Here is a 22,000-nt window from a genome sequence, read left to right as displayed (position 1 = left end):
CTATTCGGCCAAGCCAAGCGATTTGAGATAGTCGAAACCCGGCAGGACATCGCGACTGTAGCGCATCTCAAGCACCAGCCGCGCGTGTGGGGCGGTTTCAACCAGCGCCGCGAAGACGGCTGGCCAATTGACGGTGCCCTGTCCGGGTCGCCAGTGACGATCCGCGTGTCCATCTGCATCCTGAAGGTGGACATGGGCCAGTTGTTCACCTGCGGCGCGCACATAGTAGTCGACCGGGGGTGCTCCGGTTGCGCCATGCGCATAGTGGGCATGGCCCGTATCCAGTGAGACGCGCACGTAGTCGGACGAAAAGCTGTCGGCCAGCCTGACCCGGTCCGTCGGGTCCTTGTCTTCGATGTTTTCGATCACAAGCTCGACGCCATGTGTTTCCGCGCGCGGCACGACCGGATCCAGCGTCTGGTGTACGCGGTCGATCTTGTCGCTGCGCGCCTTCAGATCGCCGTCCAGATTGTAGTGATCCCATGTCGAGTAGGGGGAGTGCATCACCATTTGCGTCGCGCCCAGCGCTGCGGCCACGTCTATTCCCTGATTGAGGCGTTTCTGCACGATATCGCGCACCTCTGGGTCACGGCAATCCAATGGCAGGTCGTAAAAGGGGCCGTGAATACCAAGGCGACCGGAATAGCCTTGCAAGGCGGTCTCTGCACTTGCAATCAACGCCTCTGATGCGTCACCCAGATTTTCCGGAGAGAAAAAATCCTGAATCTCAAGGTCTCTCTGACCGTCTAGCAACCACTCGCGATGCGCAGGCAGATCGGCCACCATCAATGCGGCCCCCACTTTCATCTTTGTCATCTGCAAACCCCTGTAATGTTTTGGCGTTCATAGTGTGGCGGTATGACAATTCAGCGACACAGAGGGTCAGTATCCCGTCATTTCCAGATAGCCCCGACCCGTATGGGTCCCAGAAACAAAGATTGGTCCTTCCCAGTATTCGAATGTTGTCGCCATCCATGCATTGGGGATCATGGCCGAGACGTCGACGTCCAGATCCCGATCCGGTATCACCACGTTCCAGCGTATGGGCACCTCACGGCCAGCAACCGGTGCGGTTTCCAAAGGGATAAACCGGGCTGACCCATTGGGCAACGCCTCGGTGCGACCATCTGCATGGATCCACGTGGCGGCGGTGAAATTCCCGCGTGCGCCGCGCAGACGGAAGGCCATCAGTTTGTCGCCATCATCCAAGCTGAGCGAAAACCAATCCCATCCGCTTTGGTCTTCGGCCAGGGGTTGCGACGACCACTCACGATCCAGCCACGCCTGACCAGTGACGGTGACATCGCCATCTGGCAGATGCAGCGTGCCGTCGACAGTATAAAAGGGCTGAGAATAGTAGTAGCTGGCCTGTCCGTCAGCGGATTTGACCGAATAGCCGCCATCACCGTGAAAGACCAGCGGGCCCTGTGCGTTCAGCGACAGGGTATAGCCGAAAACGGCTCCGTTCGCGGTTAGAGAGAGCGTATCAAAATCCGGCCCGCTCATGCGCCACTCGTCGATCCAGGCGGCAAAGGGTTGCGCTGTCGCTCCGGCCTGGCCAATACCGCCCCGTGACAGGCGCTCAGCGAAATAGTGCCGCTGGGGCGTGGTGACAGCCGCATGGCCCATCCAGATCTGAGGGCTTTGCCAGCCTTCGGTTTCAAACGGCTTCAGGGCCGACCGGAACAGCGTCCATTGAATGCCATAGTCCTGTCCGTCCTCGCCTTTCAGGTTGGCCGTCAGATACCACCACTCGATCCGGTAGGTTGGATGGGGTCCGTGGTCGGCGGGAAAGTCGAAGGCGTATCCGCGCTGAGGCACGTCGAACCCCTCGGCATCACCCCCCAAGCCAGCAAAGCCCTGAGCCGTCGTTTGTAGGGGGAAAAGGATCAGCAATGCAGTCAGCAGCGCTTTAACGTTCATTGGCAAACACCCGTAGCAAATCAGCCGGCGGCAGACGCAGCAGGCGCAACGCGGGCAGGGCCGCAGCCGCCAAGGCCGCACACAGGGTCAGGACGAACAGACCCAGCCAATCCCATGGGAAAACAAACATGGGAAGACGCCAACCAAAGGCCTGCACGTTGATCACGGCCAGCAGGACCCACGCCAGAACCAGTCCAAGTGGCAGCGCCAGACAGGCGGTCATCGTGGCTAGGACCGCACTGCGCAGCAGCTCCAACCGGGACAGGTGCGCGCGATCCAGCCCCAGCGCCCAGACCGGAGCAATTTGCGGCAAACGCTGCGTCCACAGGGTTAGCAGACTGGTCAGAATGGCAAATCCGGCCACACCGAGCGTCAGGATGTTCAGCGCCGATGTCACAACAAAAGTGTTTTCAAAAACCGCGCGCGACTGAGCCTTGAGGGCGGCCTGTTGCACAACCGCCCGTGGTGGCAGGCCAAACGTGTCCCGCAGGCTCTGGGCCAGTTCGGTTGCGCGGTCCGGGTCCACACGTATGCCGAACCGGCGTGTGTCAGTCCCGGGGGAAATCCGGTCCAGTTGCGGCATCGAAACAATCGCCTGTCCGGTCGGATTGCCATAGTCGGAATACACCCCTGCGATTGTCAGCGTATGGCCTGGGGTCAACGACAGGTCGTCATCGGGCCAGAGATCCGCGCGCCGGGCCAGCTGTTCGTTGATCAGCACGGCCTCGCCGGACAGGACCCGATCCCATGTGTTGGGTGTCTCTGCAATCAGGGGCCAATGCTGTCGATAGCTTTGATCATCAACCACACCATAGAGGAACAACGGCCCGGTCTTGTGTGTCAGTTCTACGCTGCGGATTGGCAGGATCGCCGCGACATGAGGGCGGAGCCACGCGGTGATTTCCTGCGCCTGTTGGTCCGTCTCGGCGGTCAGGTACAGCTCGGATGTCAGGCGTTGATCCAGCCAGCCGATAAAGGTCAGCCGGAAGCTGGAGACCATTGTTCCGACGCCGATATTGGCGGCAAGAGCCAGCAAGAGCGCCATCAGGGCCAGGGATAGCCCGGGCAATTGGGCCCGCATATCCGCCCAGACCAATTGCGCCACCGGTCCGCGCGCACGCGCGGCACAGATGGCAAGCGCAATGGACAAAAACAAGGGTAGCAAAAGCGCGGCACCGGTCAGCAGGCCAGCCAAAAGGGCGAACCCGCCCAACAGACCGCCGACGATCGCATAAGCCAGCCCGCCACAGACGAGCAATCCGGCCCCGAACAGCGCGGCCAGCTGTTGCCCATGCCCCGAACCGCGCCAGGCTTGCAGGCCAGGTCCGGCAAGCAGCGGCATGCGGGACAAACGCCAAAGCGCCTGAGCACTGGCGATCAGAGTGCCCCCAACCGCCATCAGCATCCCGGCCAGCGCCCATTCCGGTTGCAAGGAAAGCTGCCCGCTGACCGGCGCGCCGTAGAGCCCGCGAAGCGTGGCAGCCACATCCGGCAACAAGGCACCGGCTAGGAAGAACCCTAGCACAAGGCCCAGAGCACCACCGAGTACCGCCAGCACGGTCAGTTCCGCCAGGGTCAACCAGACCAGCCGCCGCATCGACACCCCCAGGGCCCGCAGGGTTCGGATCATCCCGCGCCGTTGCGCAAAGGCCAGACCGACCGTGCCGTTCACGATGAACAGCCCTACAGCAAAGGACAGCAAACCAAACGCCGTCAGGTTCAGGTGAAAACTGTCCGTCAACTGTGCGGTGTCCACCTGTGAGGCGGGGCTGATGCGGTCCAGCTCGGGTGCGATCTGGGACAAGGGTGGCAAGGCCCGAGGCTGTTCTGGCAGGACCACGAGGTGAGAGATATGCCCAAGCCGGTCCAGAAGGATTTCAGCGACCCCAATATCTGTCAGGATGACATCAGGTGGCAATTCGGTACTGATGACAATGGGCGGTACCCCACCTTCGGCCTGCAATAGCTTGGCAAGCTCGGCCGCAACCAAAAGACGTCCGGGTGCGGTCAGCATGTCCGCCGGGTCCGTTCCGTTTTCTGCTTCTGCAATGGCCGGAAGGTCCGGGTAGGCGACCATGTCCACCCCCAGCACGCGCAGCACGCGTCCCTGTACCCGATACGGGCCTTCCAACACGGCCGCGACCTGCCATCCCGCCCGGCGCAGTTCGGCATACCGGGACAAGGCAATTGCGCCTGCCGGATCGCGCAGCTCATCAAATTGCCCCAGAGCAAGCTGTGCGTTCGCCCTGTCGTAACTTGCCCGCGCCTCGGAGTTGATCGCCTGCACCGCAGACCAGAGCCCCGTTGCCAATGCGATTCCGATCAAAAGCGTGGCCAGTTGCAGCCAATGGGCCCGCCAATGGGACAAAAGGGCCTGTATTATTGCGGTCGTCATTGAATACGCCCGCCGGCCAGATGCACCCGTCTGTCCAGCCGTGCAGCAATGTCTTGTGAATGTGACACCAGCAGCAGCGCCGAGCCGGTCTCGGCCACCAGCGTCAACATCAGGTCCAGAACCGTTGCGCTGGCGGTTTCATCAAGATTTCCGGTTGGCTCGTCTGCCAGCAAAAGCTTGGGCTTGACGGCCATGGCGCGCCCGATGGCCACGCGTTGCTGCTGCCCTCCGGACAAGCTTTCCGGGAAGCGGGTCATAAAGTCATTCAGACCCATCCGGTTGGACAGATGAGTTTCCCAAGCGGGATCATGACACCCGGCAAGTCGCGCGTGAAAGGACAGGTTCTGCGCAACGGTCAGTGAGGGGATCAGGTTGAATTGCTGAAACACAAGCGCCACATGTTGCCTGCGCAAGGCGGCTCGCCCAGCGTCGTCCAGACCGGACATCGCTATACCGTCCAGCGTGATCTCACCCTGATCAAAGTGATCCAATGCGGCCGCCAGGTTCAACAAGGTCGACTTGCCGCTGCCGCTTTCGCCGGTCAGGGCCAGTGTCTGGCCGTGATCCAGCAACAGGGACACATCCTGAAGGACGGGTCGCCCGCCGGGATATGTTTTGTGAACCTTTTCGATCGACAACAGCATGTTCCGCCCCGCTTTTTCGTCAAGGATGTGCAACTGTTTGCGCAACTGTCCAGTGCTGACACGGGATCGGTGCCTTTCGCCGCAGGTGAACAATGGGCGGGTGGCCTTGTGCTCGGCTGTCGCAGCGGTCATGCTGAGCCTGTCTCGCCTTGCCTCAATTCAGGACGTAAAATCATGACGTTGCCACATCAGATATTCTGGGGAAGCACCTTTCTGGGTCTGTCCTTTCTGGTCGAGATCCTGCTTTTGACCTGGTGCACCATGGTGGTCATGAAACTGGAACCAAAGCTTGAGACGAAGGGTCTGTTTCTGGCCACGGCCTTCCCGATAGCTGTTGCACTTGGGTTCATTGTGGCGATCCACACGATCCAGGTCTGGATTTGGGCGATTGTCTGGGTGCTGCTCGAGGTACTGCCCGACTGGAACAGTGCCATCTATTTCTCGTTGGTGACGTTTACGACGCTCGGGTACGGAGACATCGTTCTGGGTGAGGGGTTGCGTATCTTCGGGTCTTTCGCATCCGTGGCGGGCCTTTTGTCCTTTGGCCTGTCGACCGCCTATATGGTTGCGCTGATGACGCGTGTTTTTCAGGAAAGGATATTCAGTTAGAGGATGGGCGCGAATAGCCGCGCAATTGGGGCTCCATATCGGATGTGGGCCGGTTGCTGGGACAATGTCCGTGTCAGCTCGTAGCATTTTTCGAAATCGGCCTGAAGCATCTCGCTGACCGCGCTGGTGGCCTTAGGGTCGAAAAACAGCGCCATCGCTTCGAAATTCAGGCGGAACGAGCGGTTGTCCAGATTGGTTGTTCCGACAGCGGCCAGCGCGTCGTCAACGACAATGGCCTTTTGATGCATGAACCCGTCAGTATAGCGGAACACGCGGACGCCGCAGTCTCGGATTTCGTCGAAATAGGCAAATGCCGCCAGCCAGGGCAGCCGGTGGTCGATCACTTCCGGCAGCAGAATACGCACATCGACCCCGCGCATGGCGGCGTGTTGCAGGGCGGTCATGATGTCGATATCGGGTATGAAATACGGCGACGCGATCCATAGCCGCTCTTTTGCCTCGGCAATGGCCGCGAAGAACATCATGGCGCCGGTTTCGGTGTCGTCACCGGGCCCTGTCGCAACCAGCAATGCATTCATGTCCTGCTCGGATTCGCTGCCTGCCCAATCCAGATGATCGATCAGGTCCTCGTCACGGGCCCAGTGCCAGTCTTCACAGAATATGAGTTGAAGCTGGCGCACGATATGGCCGGTCATTTTCAGATGCGTGTCACGCCAATGGCCGAAACGGGCGCTTTGTCCCAGATATTCGACACCCACGTTGTGACCGCCGATAAATCCGGTTTCCCCATCGATGATCACCGTCTTGCGATGATTTCTGTAGTTCAGTTGAAACCGAAAGTTGGGACCTCGTTGGTCTCTTGGGTCCGCCACATCGACCCCGGCCTCGCGCATGGTCTCCAGATATGAGGTCGGCAGCCCATAGCTGCCCACCGCATCAGTCATGAACCGAACGTGGACACCGCGCCGGGCGGCGGCGATCAGTTTTTGCTGCAATTCCTGTCCCAATGCATCGTCCCGGACGATGTAAAACTGGATCAGAATGTAGTTCTGGGCGGACTCAATCGCCTCGAAAATCGCGTCGAATGTGGCCTGCCCATCGATCAGCAATTCGATCCCGTTGCCACGCGAAACGGGCAGGTGGGCCAGAACCTCGAACGGGCGGGGGTTAAGCGTCATCTTGGCCGGGTCGGGTTTTGAAAAATCGGCAAAGGTCTTGATGCCCTCGACCACGCGCTCACTTTCTTGGCGCGCAATGCGGTAGCCGCGAAAGCGGTGGTGGCCGAGAAACAGATACATCGGCACGGCAAAAAACGGGGCCGAGATCAGAAACACCACCCATCCAACGGCCCCTTGCGGGGTGCGCGCGGTCTGAGCCGCGCGCAGCGAGAACACGCCTGCCGTCACATAGAGACAAAAGACGACGGCGGAAACAAGCAATGTCCACATGGGGTTAACGGGCTCCGGAGCGGTTCAGTTCACCCCAGTGTAGATGCGCGACCAGTCCTGCGCCATATCAACAATGACCCAGCCCATATCCGGGCCTTTGTCCAGCCCTTCGACCAGCTTGCCAATCGGGCTTTCGCGATCATAGGCCCATTCGCGGTCGGCATCCGTATGATGAATCAGGACGCCCAGACGCGGACCTTCGCCAGCCGTTGTCCATTGCAACATGGCGAAATCGCCGTCCGAGTTTCCACCGGCCAGGATGGGCCGCTTTCCGAGTGTCCGCTCGATGTTGATCGGCTTGCCTTCCTTGTCGTCGATAAAGGCAATGCCCGGCTCTTTGATAATTGTCGGGACACCATCCACATCCGAAAATCGGGTGTTGCCATAGGTGCCCAGGATCTGTTCAGGCGGAATGCCATAGGCCTGGTCGGCAAATACGCGCATAAAGTGTATGCCACCTCCGGACACGATATAGGTTTTGAATCCTTCATCGCGCAGGTATCGCAGCAACTCGACCATGGGCTGATAGGTCATCCGGTCATAGGGCAAACCTGTCTCTGGGTGCTGTGCAGTACCCAGCCAGTCGGCCACTGCAGCCTGAAAATCTTGGACGCTGCCGCCAGAGTGCGAGGCGTTGACCACCTCAATCAAAGCGTCGTGCCCGCCTTCCAACACTGCGTTCAGGTCGCCCTGGGCTGCCGCTTTCAGGGTCGGGGTCGTGAGGATGCCTGGGTCTTTCGCGGCCATGTCAGCAAGCCGATCCATGGCAAAGATGAACTGGAAATAGACTGGCTGTTCGGCCCAAAGCGTTCCGTCATTGTCGAATACTGCAATACGCTCGGCCGGGGTGACATAGTCCGGCCCTTGGGGGTCGGTGACGGCACCCACAAAGTTGAGGATAGCTTCCTTTGACCCGCTGTCATTCCAACTGGGCAGGGGATCAGCCAAAAGGGTGAACGGAGCGAAGGCAAGCAGGGTGCCTAGCACGACATGTCGCATGAAACTCTCGATCGCTGCTAAATGGAAAGGACCGCCCAAGGATGGGCGGCCCGATGGGCTGGTGCGCCGGACTTAGTTGTTGGTCGGCGTTGTCAGCTTCTCCATGACCTGATCAAGGTTGAAGCTGGCCGCTTTCTGGCGCGGTGGGAATTCCTCGAACGTGCCAAGAAACGAGCCCACATATTGCTGGGCGGGCACAAGGAAGTACGCCCGGTCCAACAGCCAGTCGTAATAGGTGTTGGAGGTCCGATAGGCCCGTTCATAGGGGTCGCGGCGCAGGTTGACGATCAACGGAATGCGCAGTTCGGTCCATGGCTCGATCCATGCGCGCAAGGTGGCCCATGCTTTTTGCTCAAGGAAGATCAGTTTCCAGTCTTCGAACCGCAACGCAGTCAGGTCGCCATCATCCGAGAAATAGAAAATCTCTTTCCGTGGGCTTTCCGTGGATTCACCGGTTAACAGCGGCAGGATGTTGTAGCCATCAAGATGGACTTTATACTCACGGCCCATGCCGGACGAGCTATAGCCGGTCTTTAGTTTTTCCTTGATGTCCGGATCTCCTGCAACGGCTAGATAGGTGGGCAGCCAGTCCATATGGTGGACGATCTCGTTGGTAACCGAGCCGGCCTCGATCTGGCCCGGCCAGCGCACCATCGAGGGCACACGCCATCCGCCTTCCCAGTTGGTGTTCTTCTCACCCCAGAACGGTGTCGCCGCGGCATCAGGCCACGTGTTCATGTGCGGACCGTTATCGGTGGAGTAGTGAACGATCGTGTTGTCAGCGATGCCAAGCTCATCCAGCAGATCCAGCAATTGTCCGACATGCATATCGTGTTCGATCATGCCCGCGGTGTATTCATCCGCGACGCGGCCAGATATCTCGTTTGCTTTTGCGCGCATCTCGTCCTTGACATGGGTGCGGAAGTGCATGCGGGTGCCATTCCACCAGACATAGAAGGGTTGGCCCTGTTCATGCGCGCGCGTGATAAAGTCGATGGCCGCAGCGACGGTTTCGTCATCCACGGTTTCCATGCGCTTGCGGGTCAGTGGGCCGGTATCTTCGATGGTGCCATCGGATTTCGACTTGATGACGCCGCGCGGGCCATAGGCCTCGCGGAAGGTGCGGCCATCGGCCAGAATCCTGTCACCCGGATAGTCCTCGTTCTCGGGCTCTTCCTCGGCATTCAGATGGTAGAGATTCCCAAAAAATTCGTCAAATCCATGGTTTGTCGGCAAGTGTTCATCCTTGTCGCCCAGATGGTTCTTGCCGAACTGACCGGTTACATACCCGTGATCTTTCAACAATCCGGGGATGGTCGGATCTTCCACCTGCATTCCAAGGTCAGCCCCGGGAAGGCCAACTTTCGACAGGCCGGTCCGGAACACGGATTGCCCCATGATGTAAGATGACCGGCCTGCCGTGCAGGATTGTTCCCCATAGTAATCGGTGAAGATCATACCTTCCTTGGCCACGCGGTCGATATTGGGGGTCTGATACCCCATCAGTCCCATCGTATAGGCCGAAATGTTCGATTGACCGATGTCGTCCCCCCATATCACCAGAATATTGGGCTTTTGATCCTGGGCCCAGGCGGGTAGGGCAAGGGCGACGGCCATGGTCGCAACTGCAACCCTGCGCACCGCGCCGAACCAATTGTCTGCAAGTTTTCGTGGAGGTGACATGGAGTTCTCCTGAGCAATCGGGATTTAACACCCCGGACGTTTTACTGTTGATGGCAGCGTCTGATCCAAGGTCTGAAGCTGCGAGCAAGGTGTTGATTACCGTGCAAAAAAAAATTGTATTAGATCGGGAATCGAACGACCCTAGCTTATGCGATGAAACACATCGAAAACTTATCATATGAATATTTTGAAAGATTCAAATGTTTGATAGTGACGAGGATAGACGGATTCTGAGCCAAACCGACTGGTTCGGCGCGCGCGATCCGAAGTTTCAAAGTGATCTCATGACATGTGCGGTTCGCCGAAGCTTTGATGCGGGCGAAACGCTCTATCATTACGGTGATACGGCAAACGGCATTCACGCAGTTCTGGATGGGGCGGTTCAGATCACGGCACCTGCTGATGACGGGCAGGAATTTGTTGTGCATCGGGATGGTCGGGGGTTCTGGATCGGCGACCTTGCACTTTTTGCCGAGGCGCAGCGTCTGGTCAGCGTCATGGCCACACAAAAGACCTGTACGTTGTTCTTTCCCAGTTCGCGGGTCGAGCGATTGGTACAGGACAACCCTGACTATGTCAGGGATTTCTACGCCCTCACACGCGAAAACATGAGAACCGCCCTGCGCATCATGGCAAACCTTGCGGTTACAGGGTCTGAAAAGCGTCTTGTCCTGCGTCTGCTGCATCTGGACGAGGGCACGTCAAAATCTGACGGTTGGATCGTTGTGTCTCAGGACGAGCTTGCGGCCATGGTCGCGGTTTCTCAGCCCACACTGCATCGCAACCTTCACCGGCTGGCGGATCTTGGTCTGGTCGAATTGGGCTATGGTCGTCTGCGCCTGATTGACCGGCGCAGATTGATCGCAAACTGTCAGAGTTGACGTCTAGGGATTGAGCGGCGGCAAACTGCCGTGCTTGGGATGTTCGGCGTTTTTCAGAGTGCTGAGGCTTTGTATGGCCGAATTCCAGTCTTCCCGATTGTCCTGACGTTTTCCTGCATACCGCGCAGCCCCAATTTGGGCCAGACAGTGTTCAACAGCCAAGGTCCTTGCCGGATGACCGCTGCGCGCCTTCCAAAGGTCCAAGGAGTCATAGGCGGCCGACAAATCCCGCGCGTTCAACGCGGCCTTCAAGGCGTCAGCGGCATAGGTTTCGGATGCAAGATATCTGTTGCGTCGGGCTTCCTTCCAGTTTCGAAAACGCGGGCGCAGAAAGCGTGTCAGAGCCCAAAGCGTTGCACTGAACAATGCAGCCCAAGTAACGGTTTTTATAATGAAATCAGTATTCGGATGCCATTTTGGCGGCGCAAGTGTGAGCTTTGTTTCAGGCACCGAGACGGTTTCGATCTGGTTGGTCTCAAGGTTAAACCAGTCAATTGAAACGGCTGGCAACTGCATCTCGCCACCATCTTGAGCGATGTACACCGTCTCTTCGGCGCGCTGCCCGGACATCACGCCGCGGTCCTGGGTTTCCGAAAAGCGCGGCTCTTTGGGATAGGCGCGCAACAGCGGAGTCTGGATTTGCTGGGTCAAGGTCGGGATCAACAGCGGTGTTGTGCCAGCGATGCGTGCGCTCAGTTTGCGTGTGATCGCATCGCCAGCATTCATTTCAGTTGGACCCTCGATCGTTTGTTCAATTGTGAACCCTGTCGCGATGATGAGAGGATCCAGCCCTTGGGCACCTTCAGGTATCACTGCCCTGATCTGCATGCGCGGAATCTCCACCGAAACCTGAATGGGGTCATTGGTCCGCGGATCGGCATATGTCACACCAACCACCTGCGCGTCGAATACGACGGGACCCGCGGTCAAGGGGTAGACGCGATAGCTGCGCTGCACACCCGACCACGTTTCGCTGTTCACCGTTCCGCTGATCGGGCCCGACGCGCGTTCGGGCAGACGGACCAAGAGGTTTTGTTGCTCGAGCGAAGGAAATTCCGGCGGTTGCGGCATGAAAGTCGGAACCAGAACCTTGATCCGAACGATTGCTGGTTGGCCCACAATTGCGGGCGTGTCGGGGACTTCGACCGTGATCTGCGGTACAGTCGTTTCACTGTCCTGAGCACGCAGGGGAAGAGGAAGAAAAAGCATGAGGAAAACGAGGTATCTCATTCTGTTCTATCCTGATTTTCCTGCAAGAACCTGTTGCGCAGAAAGTCCTGCATATCGGTATCGATCGTGCTGATCCACTGATCCGCTGACAGCGTCATTGGCCCGTCCTGCGGGGCCTGAACCGTAGTTTCGTTTCCCCGCGCCGCATCATTGTCAAACACCGTGTCATCCGCGCCGATACCAGCTTCTTCGCCTGTGTCCGACTGTTCGCGGGTTGTTTCAACAAAGTCCAGAATGGCTTTGGAAATGTCCAGGTTGTGTTGGGCTTCCGGCCAGTTCGGTCGGCGCTCCAAAGCGGTTTCAAAAGCTGAAATGGCAGGGCGATACTCGCGGTTTCGTAGACGGGCCATGCCTTCGGCAAATGCGGCTTCTGGTGTGTTCAATTCGGCAAAGATCGAAGACGCCTCGGCATATTGCCCATCTCGAAGATAGGCGTACCCGGTGTGATACGGCTCCTCAAACGCATTGGCGGCATCGCCAAAACGCTTCTGGTTCATCGCGATCTGTCCCTGTTGGTCGGGGGTCAGGAACCAGTCTTTCCATCCATCGGCTTGCGCACCAGATGGTGGAAACACGAACAACGCCAGAAAAGCCCACCGGATCATCCAGCCTTGGCGGAACCACAACAGTGACAGCAAAGCCGCAGGCCATGCCAGCATCCACCCCTTGTCTTGCCAGTCCAAGCGATCATCGTCATCCAGAGCCGCGGTGTAGGCCGTCTGGATTTGCCGCAGCAGCCGATTGATATCCCGGTCATCGTCGGAAAACGGGACAACCGAGGCGCCCTGAACGTTTTCCAACTGGGAAATACGGTTGCCGGCAGGCAGAACGGGCAAGAAGAAAATATCCATATCCGAGGTGTTTAGGTGGGAAACTTGAGACGGGTCGAGGTCGTCGAGAACATACAATACAGCCCCCGGCGCATCGTTTTCCGCCAATATGGATTGAGCCAACGCAAGGGCGTCAGCGGCGGCGTCTCCTGCGGTGGGCATCACTGCGGGCGTCAAACCCTCAAGCAGAGGACGAAGAATACTGGCATCTTCCGTCAGGGGTGCCACGCGATGGGCGGTTCCGGCATAAGCGATCAGGGCGGTCCGGGCGCCAGCGCGTTCGGTGATCAGGTCGGCGATCTTGAATTTTGCTCGATCCAATCGAGAGGGCGCAAGATCGGTGGCTTCCATGCTGTCGGTGACTTTGAGCGCGATCACCAATGGCGCAATATCCGCGATCAAGGGGTTGGGTGCGCGCGACCATGTGGGGCCTGAGGCTGCGAGCGTGACAAGCGCTGCGATGATCATTGCGACATCATGAGGTTGAACGCGACGGGTCTCGTCCGTCCCCAGTTGCAGGGCCGCTGCTAGATGCGGGGCAATCCCCTCCGGCGGCTTGGCTTGGCGTGAAGGTTTCGGCCTGATCATCCACCACAGCACTGCAATCGGTATGAGAAGCAGTAGATAACCACCTCGAATAAAGTGAAAATCTGCCAACGTAGCTGTCATGCGACCCCCTTACGCCGGGAAAGATGAAACCCGGCGGTGCTGACCAGAATGACGATCAAGACAAGTACCAGCGGAACATGAGCAAGGCTTTGTCTGGGACGATAACTCTGTGTTTCCACCGTTCGGGGATTCAACGCATCTATACGTTCGTAGGTCTGGGCAAGGGCCTGCATATCATCGGCAAAAAAGTACGCTCCACCGGTTGCGTCGGCGATGTTTTGGAGGGCTTTCAAATCCACGCGATCTTCGCCCGAGGCGTTGGGGTCGCCGACACCCACCGAATAGATGACCACGTTCTTTTCTGCGGCGATTGCCGAGGCATTCACCGGCGTCATGCGGCTGGATGTATCCGCGCCGTCGCTGAGGACGATCATCAGGCGTTGGTCGACCTGGCTGGAGTCGAAGGTTCTGATCCCTAATCCTATCGCGTCGCCCAACGCCGTGTTCGGACCTGCCATGCCAACCTGAGTTTGATCAAGGAACCCATTCAAACTCTTCAGATCTTCTGTAAAAGGCGCCTGTATGAAGGCTCGCGTACCAAAGATGATCAGGGCCATCCTGTCGCCTTCGCGCGCCGCAATGAACTGTTTCAGAACATCTTTTACGGCGTCCAGCCTCTGCATCGGGGCGCCGGTCCGGGACAGAAAGTCGCGCTGATCCATTGAGCCCGAGATATCCAACGCAAGCACAACGTCACGGGCAGACTTTTCTATCACGATCGGGTCGCCCAGCCGTTCCGGACGGGCCAGCGCCAGTACCAAAAGCAGCCAGATCAACACGACGATTGTTGTTTGCAGCCAGGCACGGTTTTGGATCACTGATCCGGATCGCGGTTCTACGCCCGCAGCTTGGGCGACACGGCGAAAAAAAGGAATGCGGATGGACGCGGTTATTTCCTGCCGGGGCGGCGCAACAAAATAGACCAGTAATGGCAGCGGCAGTAATAGAAATACCCATGGGGCCGCAAAGGAAAACATCACGTTTTCCTATACGGTTTGTGGGATTTGACCCAGCGTTGAGCCAGTTGCGTCAAAGCAGGGTTTTGTGGGGTCTCTTTATAAGGAGCTTCAGTTATCGCTCGGGTCGTTTCTGAATTAAATTTAACATTATCTGACGTTTGAGACAGAAACCTTATCCATTCATCACCATGAATCCCGGCAACCTTTTCACGCGGATATGCGGCCAATGCAGTGCGACGCAGGATTTCAGATACTCTTGCCGATGAGACACCGGACACTTCAAGCTGTTCCAATGCGTACCGCCTGTAAGCGTTGGCGCGCCGGTGCCTGAGGATTACGGTCACGGCAACGGCACACATCATCAGCAGAGCCAGAGCCAATACCAGCCACCCCCAGGTCTGAGGAACCATTGAGATGGGGGCAGGCTCAGGTGCCTGTTCGAGCATGTTCAACAGATCAACCAAAGATTTCCCGGCGGTGTCGACGCTCATCTTTGACCTCCGCGATGACCAAACAGGCGAAGCAACTGATCCAGAGCAGGTTCCGAGGTCGTCAACGGAACGACCGGAAATCCATACCGCCGCGACCACCTATGCAGGTGCGCCAACCTGTTTTCCATCGACTTGCGGATTTTCACCGACAACTCCGGGTCGGAACTGTCGATTTCAATCTGCTCGGCACCGTCCGAGACGGTCAGTTTCAGGTTGGGCGCCAAAGCGCTTGCGGTTGGATCGGAGATATTGAAAACGATCAGATCATTGGAAACAGCAAGACGGCGCAGCACGGATTCCGATTTTTCATCCAGCCCGTCGCAATCGGAAAACAGGCAGATCAAACCGCCAGTTTGGCAGATGCGCGCGGCTTCAGTCAGCATGTCGTTCAAAGACACGGTTGGCTTTGGGTTTAAGGCGGCATTCAAGGCTGAATTGGCAGCGCCGATAGAGGATAAAAACCGTGTCAGAGCGGCGGCGCGTCGTTGTGGTCTGTGTTCGGCAACGGCTGTGTCGCTGAACACAAGGCCACCGATGCGGTCGCCCTGGCCAAGAACCCGATGGGCTGCAATGGCTGCGGCCTCGGCGGCGATGACCGATTTCATGTAAACTTCGCTGCCAAAGAACATCGAAACGCGTTGATCGACCAGCACCAGGGCAGGGCGATCCCGCTCTTCCGTATAGACCCTGACATGGGGTTCTCCGGTGCGTGCGGTGACTTTCCAGTCGATGGTCCGGATGTCGTCCCCCGGCAAGTAGCCGCGTAATTCCTCAAAGTTCAGGCCGCGCCCACGCAGACGCGCAGCGTGACGGCCGTTCAGGATCGACCGCGCAGGCTGGCGCGGCAACAGGCTGAGCGCCTTTGAGCGCAGACCCAAACGCAGAAGATGATTGGCGTCGACACGGATGCGCAAGTCGTTCGGATAGGGCGCAGTCTGGGTCATGCAGTCGACTTCCTTTGGCACTAGGGCAATGCAACGAGGCGCAAAAGCTCTGCGATTACATCATCTGCGGATATGTCTGATCCCTGGGCTTCGAAACTGAGGGTTAAGCGATGGCGAAGGACATCATGCGCAATCGCGCGGATATCGGCAGGATCGACATAGTCGCGTTCATTCATCCACGCATGGGCTCGTCCGCATTTGTCCAACGCCAGCGACGCGCGCGGGCTTGCGCCGATTTCAATCCAGTCGGCAAGTTCGGGACTGAAGGCTTGCGGCGTGCGGGTCGCCTGCACCAGATCTGCCATATAGCGATCCATCGCGTCAGAGACATGGATCTGTCCAATCTCGGACCGAGCTTCAAAGACAGCCTGTTGGGGGATCGCCGCTGGGGTATCTTCTGACACGCCCTTGCCTGCGGCGTTGTCTTCACCCCGGACCAGTCGGATGACCTCGACCTCGTCTTCGACCGGGGGATATGTGATCTGAACATGCATCAAAAAGCGGTCCATCTGTGCTTCGGGCAGGGGGTAGGTGCCCTCTTGTTCGATGGGGTTTTGGGTTGCCATCACGATGAACAGAGGGTCCATCTTGTGCGTTGTGCCGGACACGGTCACCTGCCGTTCCTCCATCGCCTCCAGCAATGCGGCCTGAACCTTGGCGGGGGCCCGGTTGATCTCGTCCGCAAGGACGATATTGGCAAAGATGGGCCCGGGGGCGAACTTGAAGTCGCCACCCTTGCCAGTTTGCTGGAAAATCTCGGTTCCGGTCACGTCCGAGGGCAACAGGTCCGGTGTGAACTGAATGCGACTAAACCGTGCATCCATGTTTTTGGCCATAGCCTTGACCGCACGTGTCTTGGCCAGACCGGGCAGACCTTCGATCAAAAGGTTGCCATTGGCCAAGAGCCCAATCAGCAGCCGATCGATGACTTCGGTCTGACCAATGATCGATTGGGCCATTCGGGATCTGAGATCCATGATCTGGGTAAGTGCGCTCATCAAAATGTCCCGCTTCAACCCGATGCTGAGGCCCGTCCTGGTGGTATCTTCAAAGGCCAGATCTCGGGATTTTCAAGTAATGATAGAACGTTATCAGGACACTTGGGATCAGGCCACTATGAACTCCGACTTGCGAGTGTTTGAACATCAATCTTCAGCTCTGAACGAATTGGGCCGGGATTGCCGGGATCGCGCAGGGTGGTCGTCCAATATCGTGGCCTCTGTTGCCCAAGCTGGCGGTTCCAGGACAGGTCCTTCAGGATTTCTTGTTGTTCATCATCAAGATGCGGTGGGATGTCCTGCCCATTCAGCGTGGCCCAGACCCCGCTCCACAAACGCCCGACAGACCAGGGGTTGTAGCCGCCGCCGCCAAGGACAAGAAACCGGTCGGTCAGCTCTTGAAGGCATTCAACGGCTGTCCAATGCGCGTTGTTTGACAGGGTCAGCCGGGACAGCGGGTCTTCGGCGACGGCATCCGCGCCGCATTGCAGGACGATGGCGTGAGGGCGAAAGGCGTGTGTGACGGGAAGGATCATCTCGTCCAGTATGACTTGAAACTCGTCATCGTTCAGCCCGCGACCCACGGGCAGGTTCCACGCGGCGCCGCCTGCGTCATCCTCCAATCGTCCCGTAAAGGGCCATCTGCGTGCCTCATGCACCGAAATCATCCGAACCTGCGTTGATCCGTGAAACGCCGCCTCGACCCCGTCGCAGTGATGCGCGTCAATGTCGATATAGACGATCCGCTCGATCCCCAGATCAAGCAGCCGGAAGATCGCGAGAACGGGATCGTTCAAATAGCAAAATCCGTTGGCCCGGTCAGCCAGGCCATGATGGGTTCCCCCAGCCGGGCTGAACACGATCCCGCCGTCCCGGATGAGTTCCGCCCCAAGCATGGATCCGCCGGCAGCTGTTGCCGGGCGCCGGTACATTTCGGCAAACACCGGATTGGACACTGTGCCCAGACTGTACTTGGCTTTGACACTATCGGACACGGATTGCGTTTCTTCTGCCTTTTGCAGTGCGGCAATATAGTCGGGCGCGTGAAATCGGTGCAGCGCGCGGGGTTTGGCGCGCGGACTGACCCGGTAGTTCGCGGGCGTCAGCCAGCCAAGTGACTGACACAGATCGATAACGGTCGAGACCCGGGGGATCGCAAGTGGATGTTTTTCGCCATAGGTCGAGCTTCGATAGATTTCGGACCCTATGAATATGGGGGAGTGCATTTTCTATGCGACGGATTCGGTATCGTCGTCTTCGCCCAGACGTCCGTCAAGCGACATAAGGATGGCGACGGGGCGCAGGGCCGGAACATGGCTGAAGACGATAAGGATGCAAACGGTCAGGGGCACGCTTAGGAACGCACCGATCAAGCCCCAGACGGTCGTCCAGAAGGTCAGAGCCAAAATAACCAGAAATGTTGACATGTTCAAAGACCGGCCCAGCATTGCCGGGTCCAGAAAGTTGCCGATCAGGAACTGAATTGTGCCACAGCCCAGAACCACCACCAGAAACGGGCCGATGCTTTCGAATTGCACAAGCGCAATCATGGCAGGAAACACCACTGCAATGATCGACCCGATCGAGGGGATGAAGTTCAGCGCAAAGGTCAGAACGGCCCAGGTCTCGGCATATTCCAGTCCCAGGGCGCGGAAAACACTATAGCTGATGCCTGCCGTGATCAGGCTGATCAGGGTTTTGACCCCTACATAGCGCTGCAGGCTGAACGAGATCGCATCCAGCATGACCGCGAACTCTTTGCCGGTCTCGGGGCTGCCTGCGGCCAGTTGGATCTTTTTGCGGAACGCAAGGCGTTCGGCCATCAGAAAGGCGACATAGAGGCTGATCAGAAAGAACTGGTTCAGCAGCGATGTCGCACTGCCAAGAAGGACACGTGCAACATAGGACATGTCGATACTGACCAGATTGTCGCGGATGAAACTTGTCACATCGCTACCTACCAACGCGGCGATGCGGTTCACCGCGTTGTCGAACTGGGCTTCATAGGTGTTGATACTGCGCGCGAACTGGGTCGCCTGATTGCCCAAGATATACATGATCATGAACAACCCGGCCAAAACCACTGTAACTCCGGCAATATTTGCCACCCAGACCGGCGCATGTGTCACCGCAATCACCCGGTCACTGAGCGCCATGATCAGCACGTTGACCAACAGCGCCATGGTCAGAGGGATCAGGAAAGCAGACCCGGCATAAAGCCCCAGAACGACCAGCGTTGCAATGATGCAGGTGTCGCGCACCACAGGCAGGCTGGCGCGTGGACGGTTTTGCGACGTATTTGGGTCCAGGGTCATTCGAAAACCTGATTTGGGATCGGCTTGGGGTGGGATGAACCACACCGGTATGGCCCGATCCTGCACAGCCTGCGAAGTTTATGCAATGCGGTCAGCTATTTATATAGCCAGATTTCTGATATGCCGGGTTCTACCGCGACGGCGGGCAAGGTAGGCTTGGGGTATGTTCAATGCTCCGATTCCCGTCTCAGTTCGTCCTGTAAAGGCCTTCGTGTTGGCATTGCAGCGGTTTAACCAGAAAAACGGTTTCGTCATGAGCAGCCATGTTGCCATGTCGATGATGATGGCGCTGTTTCCTTTTGTTCTGTTCACAGTGGCATTGGCGGGCACATTGTCCCAAGGCTATGTGACCGACGAGTTGATCGATCTGATTTTCGGAGCATGGCCGCAGGATGTTGCGGGTCCGATTGTCTCGGAACTGCGCGCTGTGTTGGAAAGTTCAGGTTCGGGCGTGATCACAATCGGGGGCCTGCTTGCAATCTACTTTTCGTCGAACGGGGTCGCAGCGGTGCGGGCTGCGATGAATCAGGCCTATCATGACAATGACAGTTGGCCGTTCTGGAAGACGCGGTTGCTGTGTATCGGTCTGGTCATCCTGGGCGGAACCGCCATTTTGGTCATCGCCGCGGTCGAGGTGGTTTTGCCCGTTTACACCCAGCTTGTGACGCAACACACGGATATGGATATCGATACCTGGCTCTCAGTAGATCGGTTGCGTTGGACGTTCACGGTTGCCGTTCCGGCGGGGACCATTCTGCTGGCGCATCTGATCCTGCCCACGCGGCGTCATCGTCTGATGCAGATCCTGCCCGGAGTTCTGTTGACGCTATTCCTTTTGGGCGCCGGGGGATGGGGGTTTTCGATCTATATCGCTCAATTCGCCAGCTACAGCGCAACCTATGCCGGTCTGGCCGGGGCGATGGCGGCGCTGATCTTCCTTTATCTTTGTGCCGCAATCCTGATCCTGGGGGCAGAGTTCAACGGAGCGTTGATGGACCTTCGGTCAGAGGACGCCGACGCATGAAGTATCTGTTCATCGCAACCATTCTGGGATTTGCTGCGGCTGCCAGCGCGGAAACTCCTTCTTATGTTGGGTCTGATCAATGCACCGATTGTCACTCAGCAGAAGCCGACGCCTGGGCCGGGTCGCATCATGCGTTGGCATGGACCACGGTCGACGGCGGGGCACTGGTTGCGGATTTCAACGGCACGGCATTTGAACATGACGGCATGTCGGTCCAGTTTGACCGCAATGGTGACACCCCCTCGGCAACGGTGACCGAGAAAGACGGGGCGACAACCACCTATGCCGTGCATTCCGTCGTCGGGATCGAACCCTTGCAGCAATACCTGTTCGAAACCGCCCCCGGACGGCTGCAAAGCTTTGATGTGGTATGGGATACCGAAAACAAACGCTGGTTCCATCTTTACCCCGATCAGGACTTGCCGCCGGATGACGGGCTGCATTGGACCGGACCCTACAAGAACTGGAATGCGCGCTGCGCCGAATGTCATGCCACGGGGTTTGAAAAGAACTATGACGCGCAGAGTCGCACCTATCAGTCCGGTCAGGCCGAGATCGGCGTCGGGTGCGAGGCCTGCCATGGTCCGGGGTCTGCACATATCGATTGGGCCGGTGGGCAGTCGGTCGCAGAGGGGCTTGGCGACACCGGGTTTCTGATGTCATTGGGCAGGGGACAAACCGAAGCGGAGATTCAGCAATGCGCCAGCTGCCACTCGCGGCGCGAGGCCCATGAGCAGGGCAATCCGCTGCCCGGCACCCCGTATCACGACGCCTATAATTTGGCCTTGATTCGGCCCGGAGCTTATCACCCGGACGGGCAGATTCTGGACGAGGTCTATGTCTACGGCTCATTCCTCCAATCCAAAATGTATGCGCAGGGCGTCGGCTGCATGAACTGCCACGAACCCCACAGCGCCGAGTTAAGGGCCGATGGCAACGCGGTCTGTACGCAATGCCACTCGCCGGCGGGTAATCCCGATTTCCCTACGCTGGCGCTGAAAGACTATGACTCGCCCGCACATCACCACCACCTCGATGGCAGTGAAGGGGCGCAATGCAAGACCTGCCACATGATTGAACGCGTCTATATGGGCGTCGATGGACGTCGCGATCACAGTTTCCGGGTTCCACGCCCGGATCTTGGGCTGGGGCAGGACGCCTGTACAGATTGCCATCAGGATGAGGATCAACCGTGGGCCGCGGCACAGATCGAAGCGTGGTTCCCTGTCTCTTCACATCGCGGCCCGCATTTCGGATCGGTCTTCGCGCCCGCAATGACCGGGCAGGCCGACAGCCCCGAGGGTTTGTTGGCGCTCGCCTCCGATCCATCCCAGGCGGGTATCGTGCGCGCCACGGCGGCCTATCTGTTGCAGCCTTTCGCGTCGCCAGAAGTGGCAGAGGCGACGAGTGCTCTGCTGACGGATGCTGATCCTCTGATCCGGGCAAATGCGGTTGCCCTGCAACGACAAGCAGCTTTGACCGATCAGATGGAAAGGTTAGAGCCATTGCTGTCTGATCCCGTGCGCAACGTGCGCATCGCGGTTGCAAAAGAGTTTCTGACCGTCCCGCCACAAACCCTGACGCCAGATCAACAGGTATCGTTGGGGCAGGCGATGGCGGAATGGCAGGGCGCAATCTCCAACCGTCTGGACTTTCCCGAAACCCACCTGGTGCTGGGGGGTATGGCGTTGAGTTTTCGCAATGCACCCGCCGCCGAACAGGCATTTCGCGAGGTTGTCACCCTGGACCCGCAACGCGTTGAGGCCTGGCCAATGCTGGTGCAACTAGCGCACCTCAATCAGGGACCAGACGCTGCGCGCGCAGTGCTGCAAGAAGGGTTGCAGCGTCTCCCCGACGATCCCGCCTTGCGGCAGTTGCTACAACAGTTCGGGCCATAGCTTCGGCATCTGCCCGCCCGGTTTGAGCCATCTTCCCGGCAGATTTGACCACTAGACTTGACCCCAAGCGTGTCGGCCTAAGGCTTTTTCAAAGGTGGC

The 22,000-nt window shown here is 58.1% G+C and carries 19 protein-coding genes; 4 read left to right on the top strand and 15 right to left on the bottom strand.

The genetic code is table 11. The features are described from left to right. The 4 genes from ACR0L4_RS03890 to ACR0L4_RS03875 form a co-directional block, all read right to left on the bottom strand. The gene (locus tag ACR0L4_RS03890; RefSeq protein WP_480510720.1) at positions 1 to 816 is read right to left on the bottom strand and encodes a sugar phosphate isomerase/epimerase family protein; all 816 of its coding nucleotides are present in this window, start codon (positions 814 to 816) and stop codon (positions 1 to 3) included. 66 nt (positions 817 to 882) lie between these two features. Continuing rightward, entirely contained in the window at positions 883 to 1,923 is a 1,041-nt protein-coding gene (locus ACR0L4_RS03885) for a lipocalin-like domain-containing protein (RefSeq protein WP_480510718.1), read from the bottom strand. Next, the gene (locus ACR0L4_RS03880) at positions 1,913 to 4,318 is read right to left on the bottom strand and encodes an FtsX-like permease family protein (RefSeq protein ID WP_480510717.1); all 2,406 of its coding nucleotides are present in this window, start codon (positions 4,316 to 4,318) and stop codon (positions 1,913 to 1,915) included. The genes ACR0L4_RS03885 and ACR0L4_RS03880 overlap by 11 nt, the downstream gene beginning before the upstream one ends. Then, on the bottom strand, positions 4,315 to 4,962 hold the full coding sequence (locus tag ACR0L4_RS03875) for an ABC transporter ATP-binding protein (protein ID WP_480511140.1): 648 nt from the start codon (positions 4,960 to 4,962) through the stop codon (positions 4,315 to 4,317). The genes ACR0L4_RS03880 and ACR0L4_RS03875 overlap by 4 nt, the downstream gene beginning before the upstream one ends. Positions 4,963 to 5,136: 174 nt before the next feature. On the opposite strand from ACR0L4_RS03875, the gene ACR0L4_RS03870 reads away from it, so the two are divergent. Continuing rightward, positions 5,137 to 5,571: a potassium channel family protein gene (locus ACR0L4_RS03870; protein ID WP_170748967.1), complete on the top strand. Its 435-nt coding sequence runs from the start codon at positions 5,137 to 5,139 to the stop codon at positions 5,569 to 5,571. Here ACR0L4_RS03870 and cls read toward each other — a convergent pair. From cls to ACR0L4_RS03855, 3 genes are all read right to left on the bottom strand, one after another. Next, on the bottom strand, positions 5,568 to 6,980 hold the full coding sequence (gene cls / locus ACR0L4_RS03865; RefSeq protein WP_480510716.1) for a cardiolipin synthase: 1,413 nt from the start codon (positions 6,978 to 6,980) through the stop codon (positions 5,568 to 5,570). The two genes, ACR0L4_RS03870 and cls, sit on opposite strands and share 4 nt — an antisense overlap. A 24-nt stretch (positions 6,981 to 7,004) precedes the next feature. Then, positions 7,005 to 7,979: an HAD family hydrolase gene (locus ACR0L4_RS03860; protein ID WP_480510714.1), complete on the bottom strand. Its 975-nt coding sequence runs from the start codon at positions 7,977 to 7,979 to the stop codon at positions 7,005 to 7,007. Between the two features lie 72 nt (positions 7,980 to 8,051). Further along, complete coding sequence (locus ACR0L4_RS03855) at positions 8,052 to 9,662, bottom strand: arylsulfatase (RefSeq protein WP_480510712.1); 1,611 nt, start codon at positions 9,660 to 9,662, stop codon at positions 8,052 to 8,054. Between the two features lie 200 nt (positions 9,663 to 9,862). Here ACR0L4_RS03855 and ACR0L4_RS03850 point away from each other — a divergent pair, with 200 nt between their 5' ends. Next, complete coding sequence (locus ACR0L4_RS03850) at positions 9,863 to 10,543, top strand: Crp/Fnr family transcriptional regulator (RefSeq protein ID WP_170748963.1); 681 nt, start codon at positions 9,863 to 9,865, stop codon at positions 10,541 to 10,543. A 3-nt stretch (positions 10,544 to 10,546) separates the two neighbouring features. Here ACR0L4_RS03850 and ACR0L4_RS03845 read toward each other — a convergent pair whose 3' ends face one another. The 8 genes from ACR0L4_RS03845 to ACR0L4_RS03810 all read right to left on the bottom strand — a co-directional run bounded on the left by ACR0L4_RS03845 (position 10,547) and on the right by ACR0L4_RS03810 (position 18,979). After that, positions 10,547 to 11,773, bottom strand: a complete 1,227-nt coding sequence (locus ACR0L4_RS03845; protein ID WP_480510710.1) for a hypothetical protein — start codon at positions 11,771 to 11,773, stop codon at positions 10,547 to 10,549. Further along, entirely contained in the window at positions 11,770 to 13,272 is a 1,503-nt protein-coding gene (locus ACR0L4_RS03840) for a VWA domain-containing protein (protein ID WP_480510708.1), read from the bottom strand. Before ACR0L4_RS03840 ends, ACR0L4_RS03845 begins: the two co-directional genes overlap by 4 nt. Then, positions 13,269 to 14,249 (bottom strand): VWA domain-containing protein, encoded by a 981-nt coding sequence (locus tag ACR0L4_RS03835; protein WP_480510706.1) that lies wholly within the window; start codon positions 14,247 to 14,249, stop codon positions 13,269 to 13,271. The genes ACR0L4_RS03840 and ACR0L4_RS03835 overlap by 4 nt, the downstream gene beginning before the upstream one ends. Next, on the bottom strand, positions 14,249 to 14,722 hold the full coding sequence (locus ACR0L4_RS03830) for a DUF4381 domain-containing protein (protein ID WP_480510704.1): 474 nt from the start codon (positions 14,720 to 14,722) through the stop codon (positions 14,249 to 14,251). The genes ACR0L4_RS03835 and ACR0L4_RS03830 overlap by 1 nt, the downstream gene beginning before the upstream one ends. Next, the gene (locus tag ACR0L4_RS03825; protein ID WP_480510702.1) at positions 14,719 to 15,666 is read right to left on the bottom strand and encodes a DUF58 domain-containing protein; all 948 of its coding nucleotides are present in this window, start codon (positions 15,664 to 15,666) and stop codon (positions 14,719 to 14,721) included. The genes ACR0L4_RS03830 and ACR0L4_RS03825 overlap by 4 nt, the downstream gene beginning before the upstream one ends. Positions 15,667 to 15,686: 20 nt before the next feature. Beyond that, a complete protein-coding gene (locus tag ACR0L4_RS03820; RefSeq protein ID WP_480510700.1) occupies positions 15,687 to 16,664 on the bottom strand; it encodes an AAA family ATPase in 978 nt (325 codons plus the stop codon). A gap of 116 nt (positions 16,665 to 16,780) precedes the next feature. Next, complete coding sequence (locus ACR0L4_RS03815; RefSeq protein ID WP_480510698.1) at positions 16,781 to 17,890, bottom strand: acetoin utilization protein AcuC; 1,110 nt, start codon at positions 17,888 to 17,890, stop codon at positions 16,781 to 16,783. Positions 17,891 to 17,893: 3 nt separating this feature from the next. After that, the gene (locus ACR0L4_RS03810; protein WP_480510696.1) at positions 17,894 to 18,979 is read right to left on the bottom strand and encodes an AI-2E family transporter; all 1,086 of its coding nucleotides are present in this window, start codon (positions 18,977 to 18,979) and stop codon (positions 17,894 to 17,896) included. A 163-nt stretch (positions 18,980 to 19,142) separates the two neighbouring features. Between ACR0L4_RS03810 and ACR0L4_RS03805 the strand changes: the two genes are divergently transcribed. Beyond that, on the top strand, positions 19,143 to 20,003 hold the full coding sequence (locus ACR0L4_RS03805) for a YihY/virulence factor BrkB family protein (RefSeq protein WP_480510694.1): 861 nt from the start codon (positions 19,143 to 19,145) through the stop codon (positions 20,001 to 20,003). Beyond that, complete coding sequence (locus ACR0L4_RS03800) at positions 20,000 to 21,901, top strand: cytochrome c3 family protein (RefSeq protein WP_480510692.1); 1,902 nt, start codon at positions 20,000 to 20,002, stop codon at positions 21,899 to 21,901. The genes ACR0L4_RS03805 and ACR0L4_RS03800 overlap by 4 nt, the downstream gene beginning before the upstream one ends. The last annotated feature ends 99 nt before the right edge of the window (positions 21,902 to 22,000 follow it).

This window comes from Ruegeria sp. AB5, from assembly GCF_056542645.1.
The sequence above is the reverse complement of the archived record's forward strand: the minus strand, read 5'-3'. Positions and strand labels throughout refer to the sequence as shown.

Coding starts and splice junctions, on each gene's coding strand:
- ACR0L4_RS03840 (WP_480510708.1), bottom strand. CDS start 13,272: ATGACAGCTACGTTGGCAGATTTTCACTTTATTCGAGGTGGTTATCTA.
- ACR0L4_RS03885 (WP_480510718.1), bottom strand. CDS start 1,923: ATGAACGTTAAAGCGCTGCTGACTGCATTGCTGATCCTTTTCCCCCTA.
- ACR0L4_RS03845 (WP_480510710.1), bottom strand. CDS start 11,773: ATGAGATACCTCGTTTTCCTCATGCTTTTTCTTCCTCTTCCCCTGCGT.
- ACR0L4_RS03830 (WP_480510704.1), bottom strand. CDS start 14,722: ATGAGCGTCGACACCGCCGGGAAATCTTTGGTTGATCTGTTGAACATG.
- ACR0L4_RS03855 (WP_480510712.1), bottom strand. CDS start 9,662: ATGTCACCTCCACGAAAACTTGCAGACAATTGGTTCGGCGCGGTGCGC.
- ACR0L4_RS03875 (WP_480511140.1), bottom strand. CDS start 4,962: ATGCTGTTGTCGATCGAAAAGGTTCACAAAACATATCCCGGCGGGCGA.
- ACR0L4_RS03870 (WP_170748967.1), top strand. CDS start 5,137: ATGACGTTGCCACATCAGATATTCTGGGGAAGCACCTTTCTGGGTCTG.
- ACR0L4_RS03850 (WP_170748963.1), top strand. CDS start 9,863: ATGTTTGATAGTGACGAGGATAGACGGATTCTGAGCCAAACCGACTGG.
- ACR0L4_RS03810 (WP_480510696.1), bottom strand. CDS start 18,979: ATGACCCTGGACCCAAATACGTCGCAAAACCGTCCACGCGCCAGCCTG.
- ACR0L4_RS03825 (WP_480510702.1), bottom strand. CDS start 15,666: ATGACCCAGACTGCGCCCTATCCGAACGACTTGCGCATCCGTGTCGAC.
- ACR0L4_RS03805 (WP_480510694.1), top strand. CDS start 19,143: ATGTTCAATGCTCCGATTCCCGTCTCAGTTCGTCCTGTAAAGGCCTTC.
- ACR0L4_RS03880 (WP_480510717.1), bottom strand. CDS start 4,318: ATGACGACCGCAATAATACAGGCCCTTTTGTCCCATTGGCGGGCCCAT.
- ACR0L4_RS03890 (WP_480510720.1), bottom strand. CDS start 816: ATGACAAAGATGAAAGTGGGGGCCGCATTGATGGTGGCCGATCTGCCT.
- ACR0L4_RS03860 (WP_480510714.1), bottom strand. CDS start 7,979: ATGCGACATGTCGTGCTAGGCACCCTGCTTGCCTTCGCTCCGTTCACC.
- ACR0L4_RS03820 (WP_480510700.1), bottom strand. CDS start 16,664: ATGAGCGCACTTACCCAGATCATGGATCTCAGATCCCGAATGGCCCAA.
- ACR0L4_RS03800 (WP_480510692.1), top strand. CDS start 20,000: ATGAAGTATCTGTTCATCGCAACCATTCTGGGATTTGCTGCGGCTGCC.
- ACR0L4_RS03835 (WP_480510706.1), bottom strand. CDS start 14,249: ATGTTTTCCTTTGCGGCCCCATGGGTATTTCTATTACTGCCGCTGCCA.
- ACR0L4_RS03815 (WP_480510698.1), bottom strand. CDS start 17,890: ATGCACTCCCCCATATTCATAGGGTCCGAAATCTATCGAAGCTCGACC.
- cls (WP_480510716.1), bottom strand. CDS start 6,980: ATGTGGACATTGCTTGTTTCCGCCGTCGTCTTTTGTCTCTATGTGACG.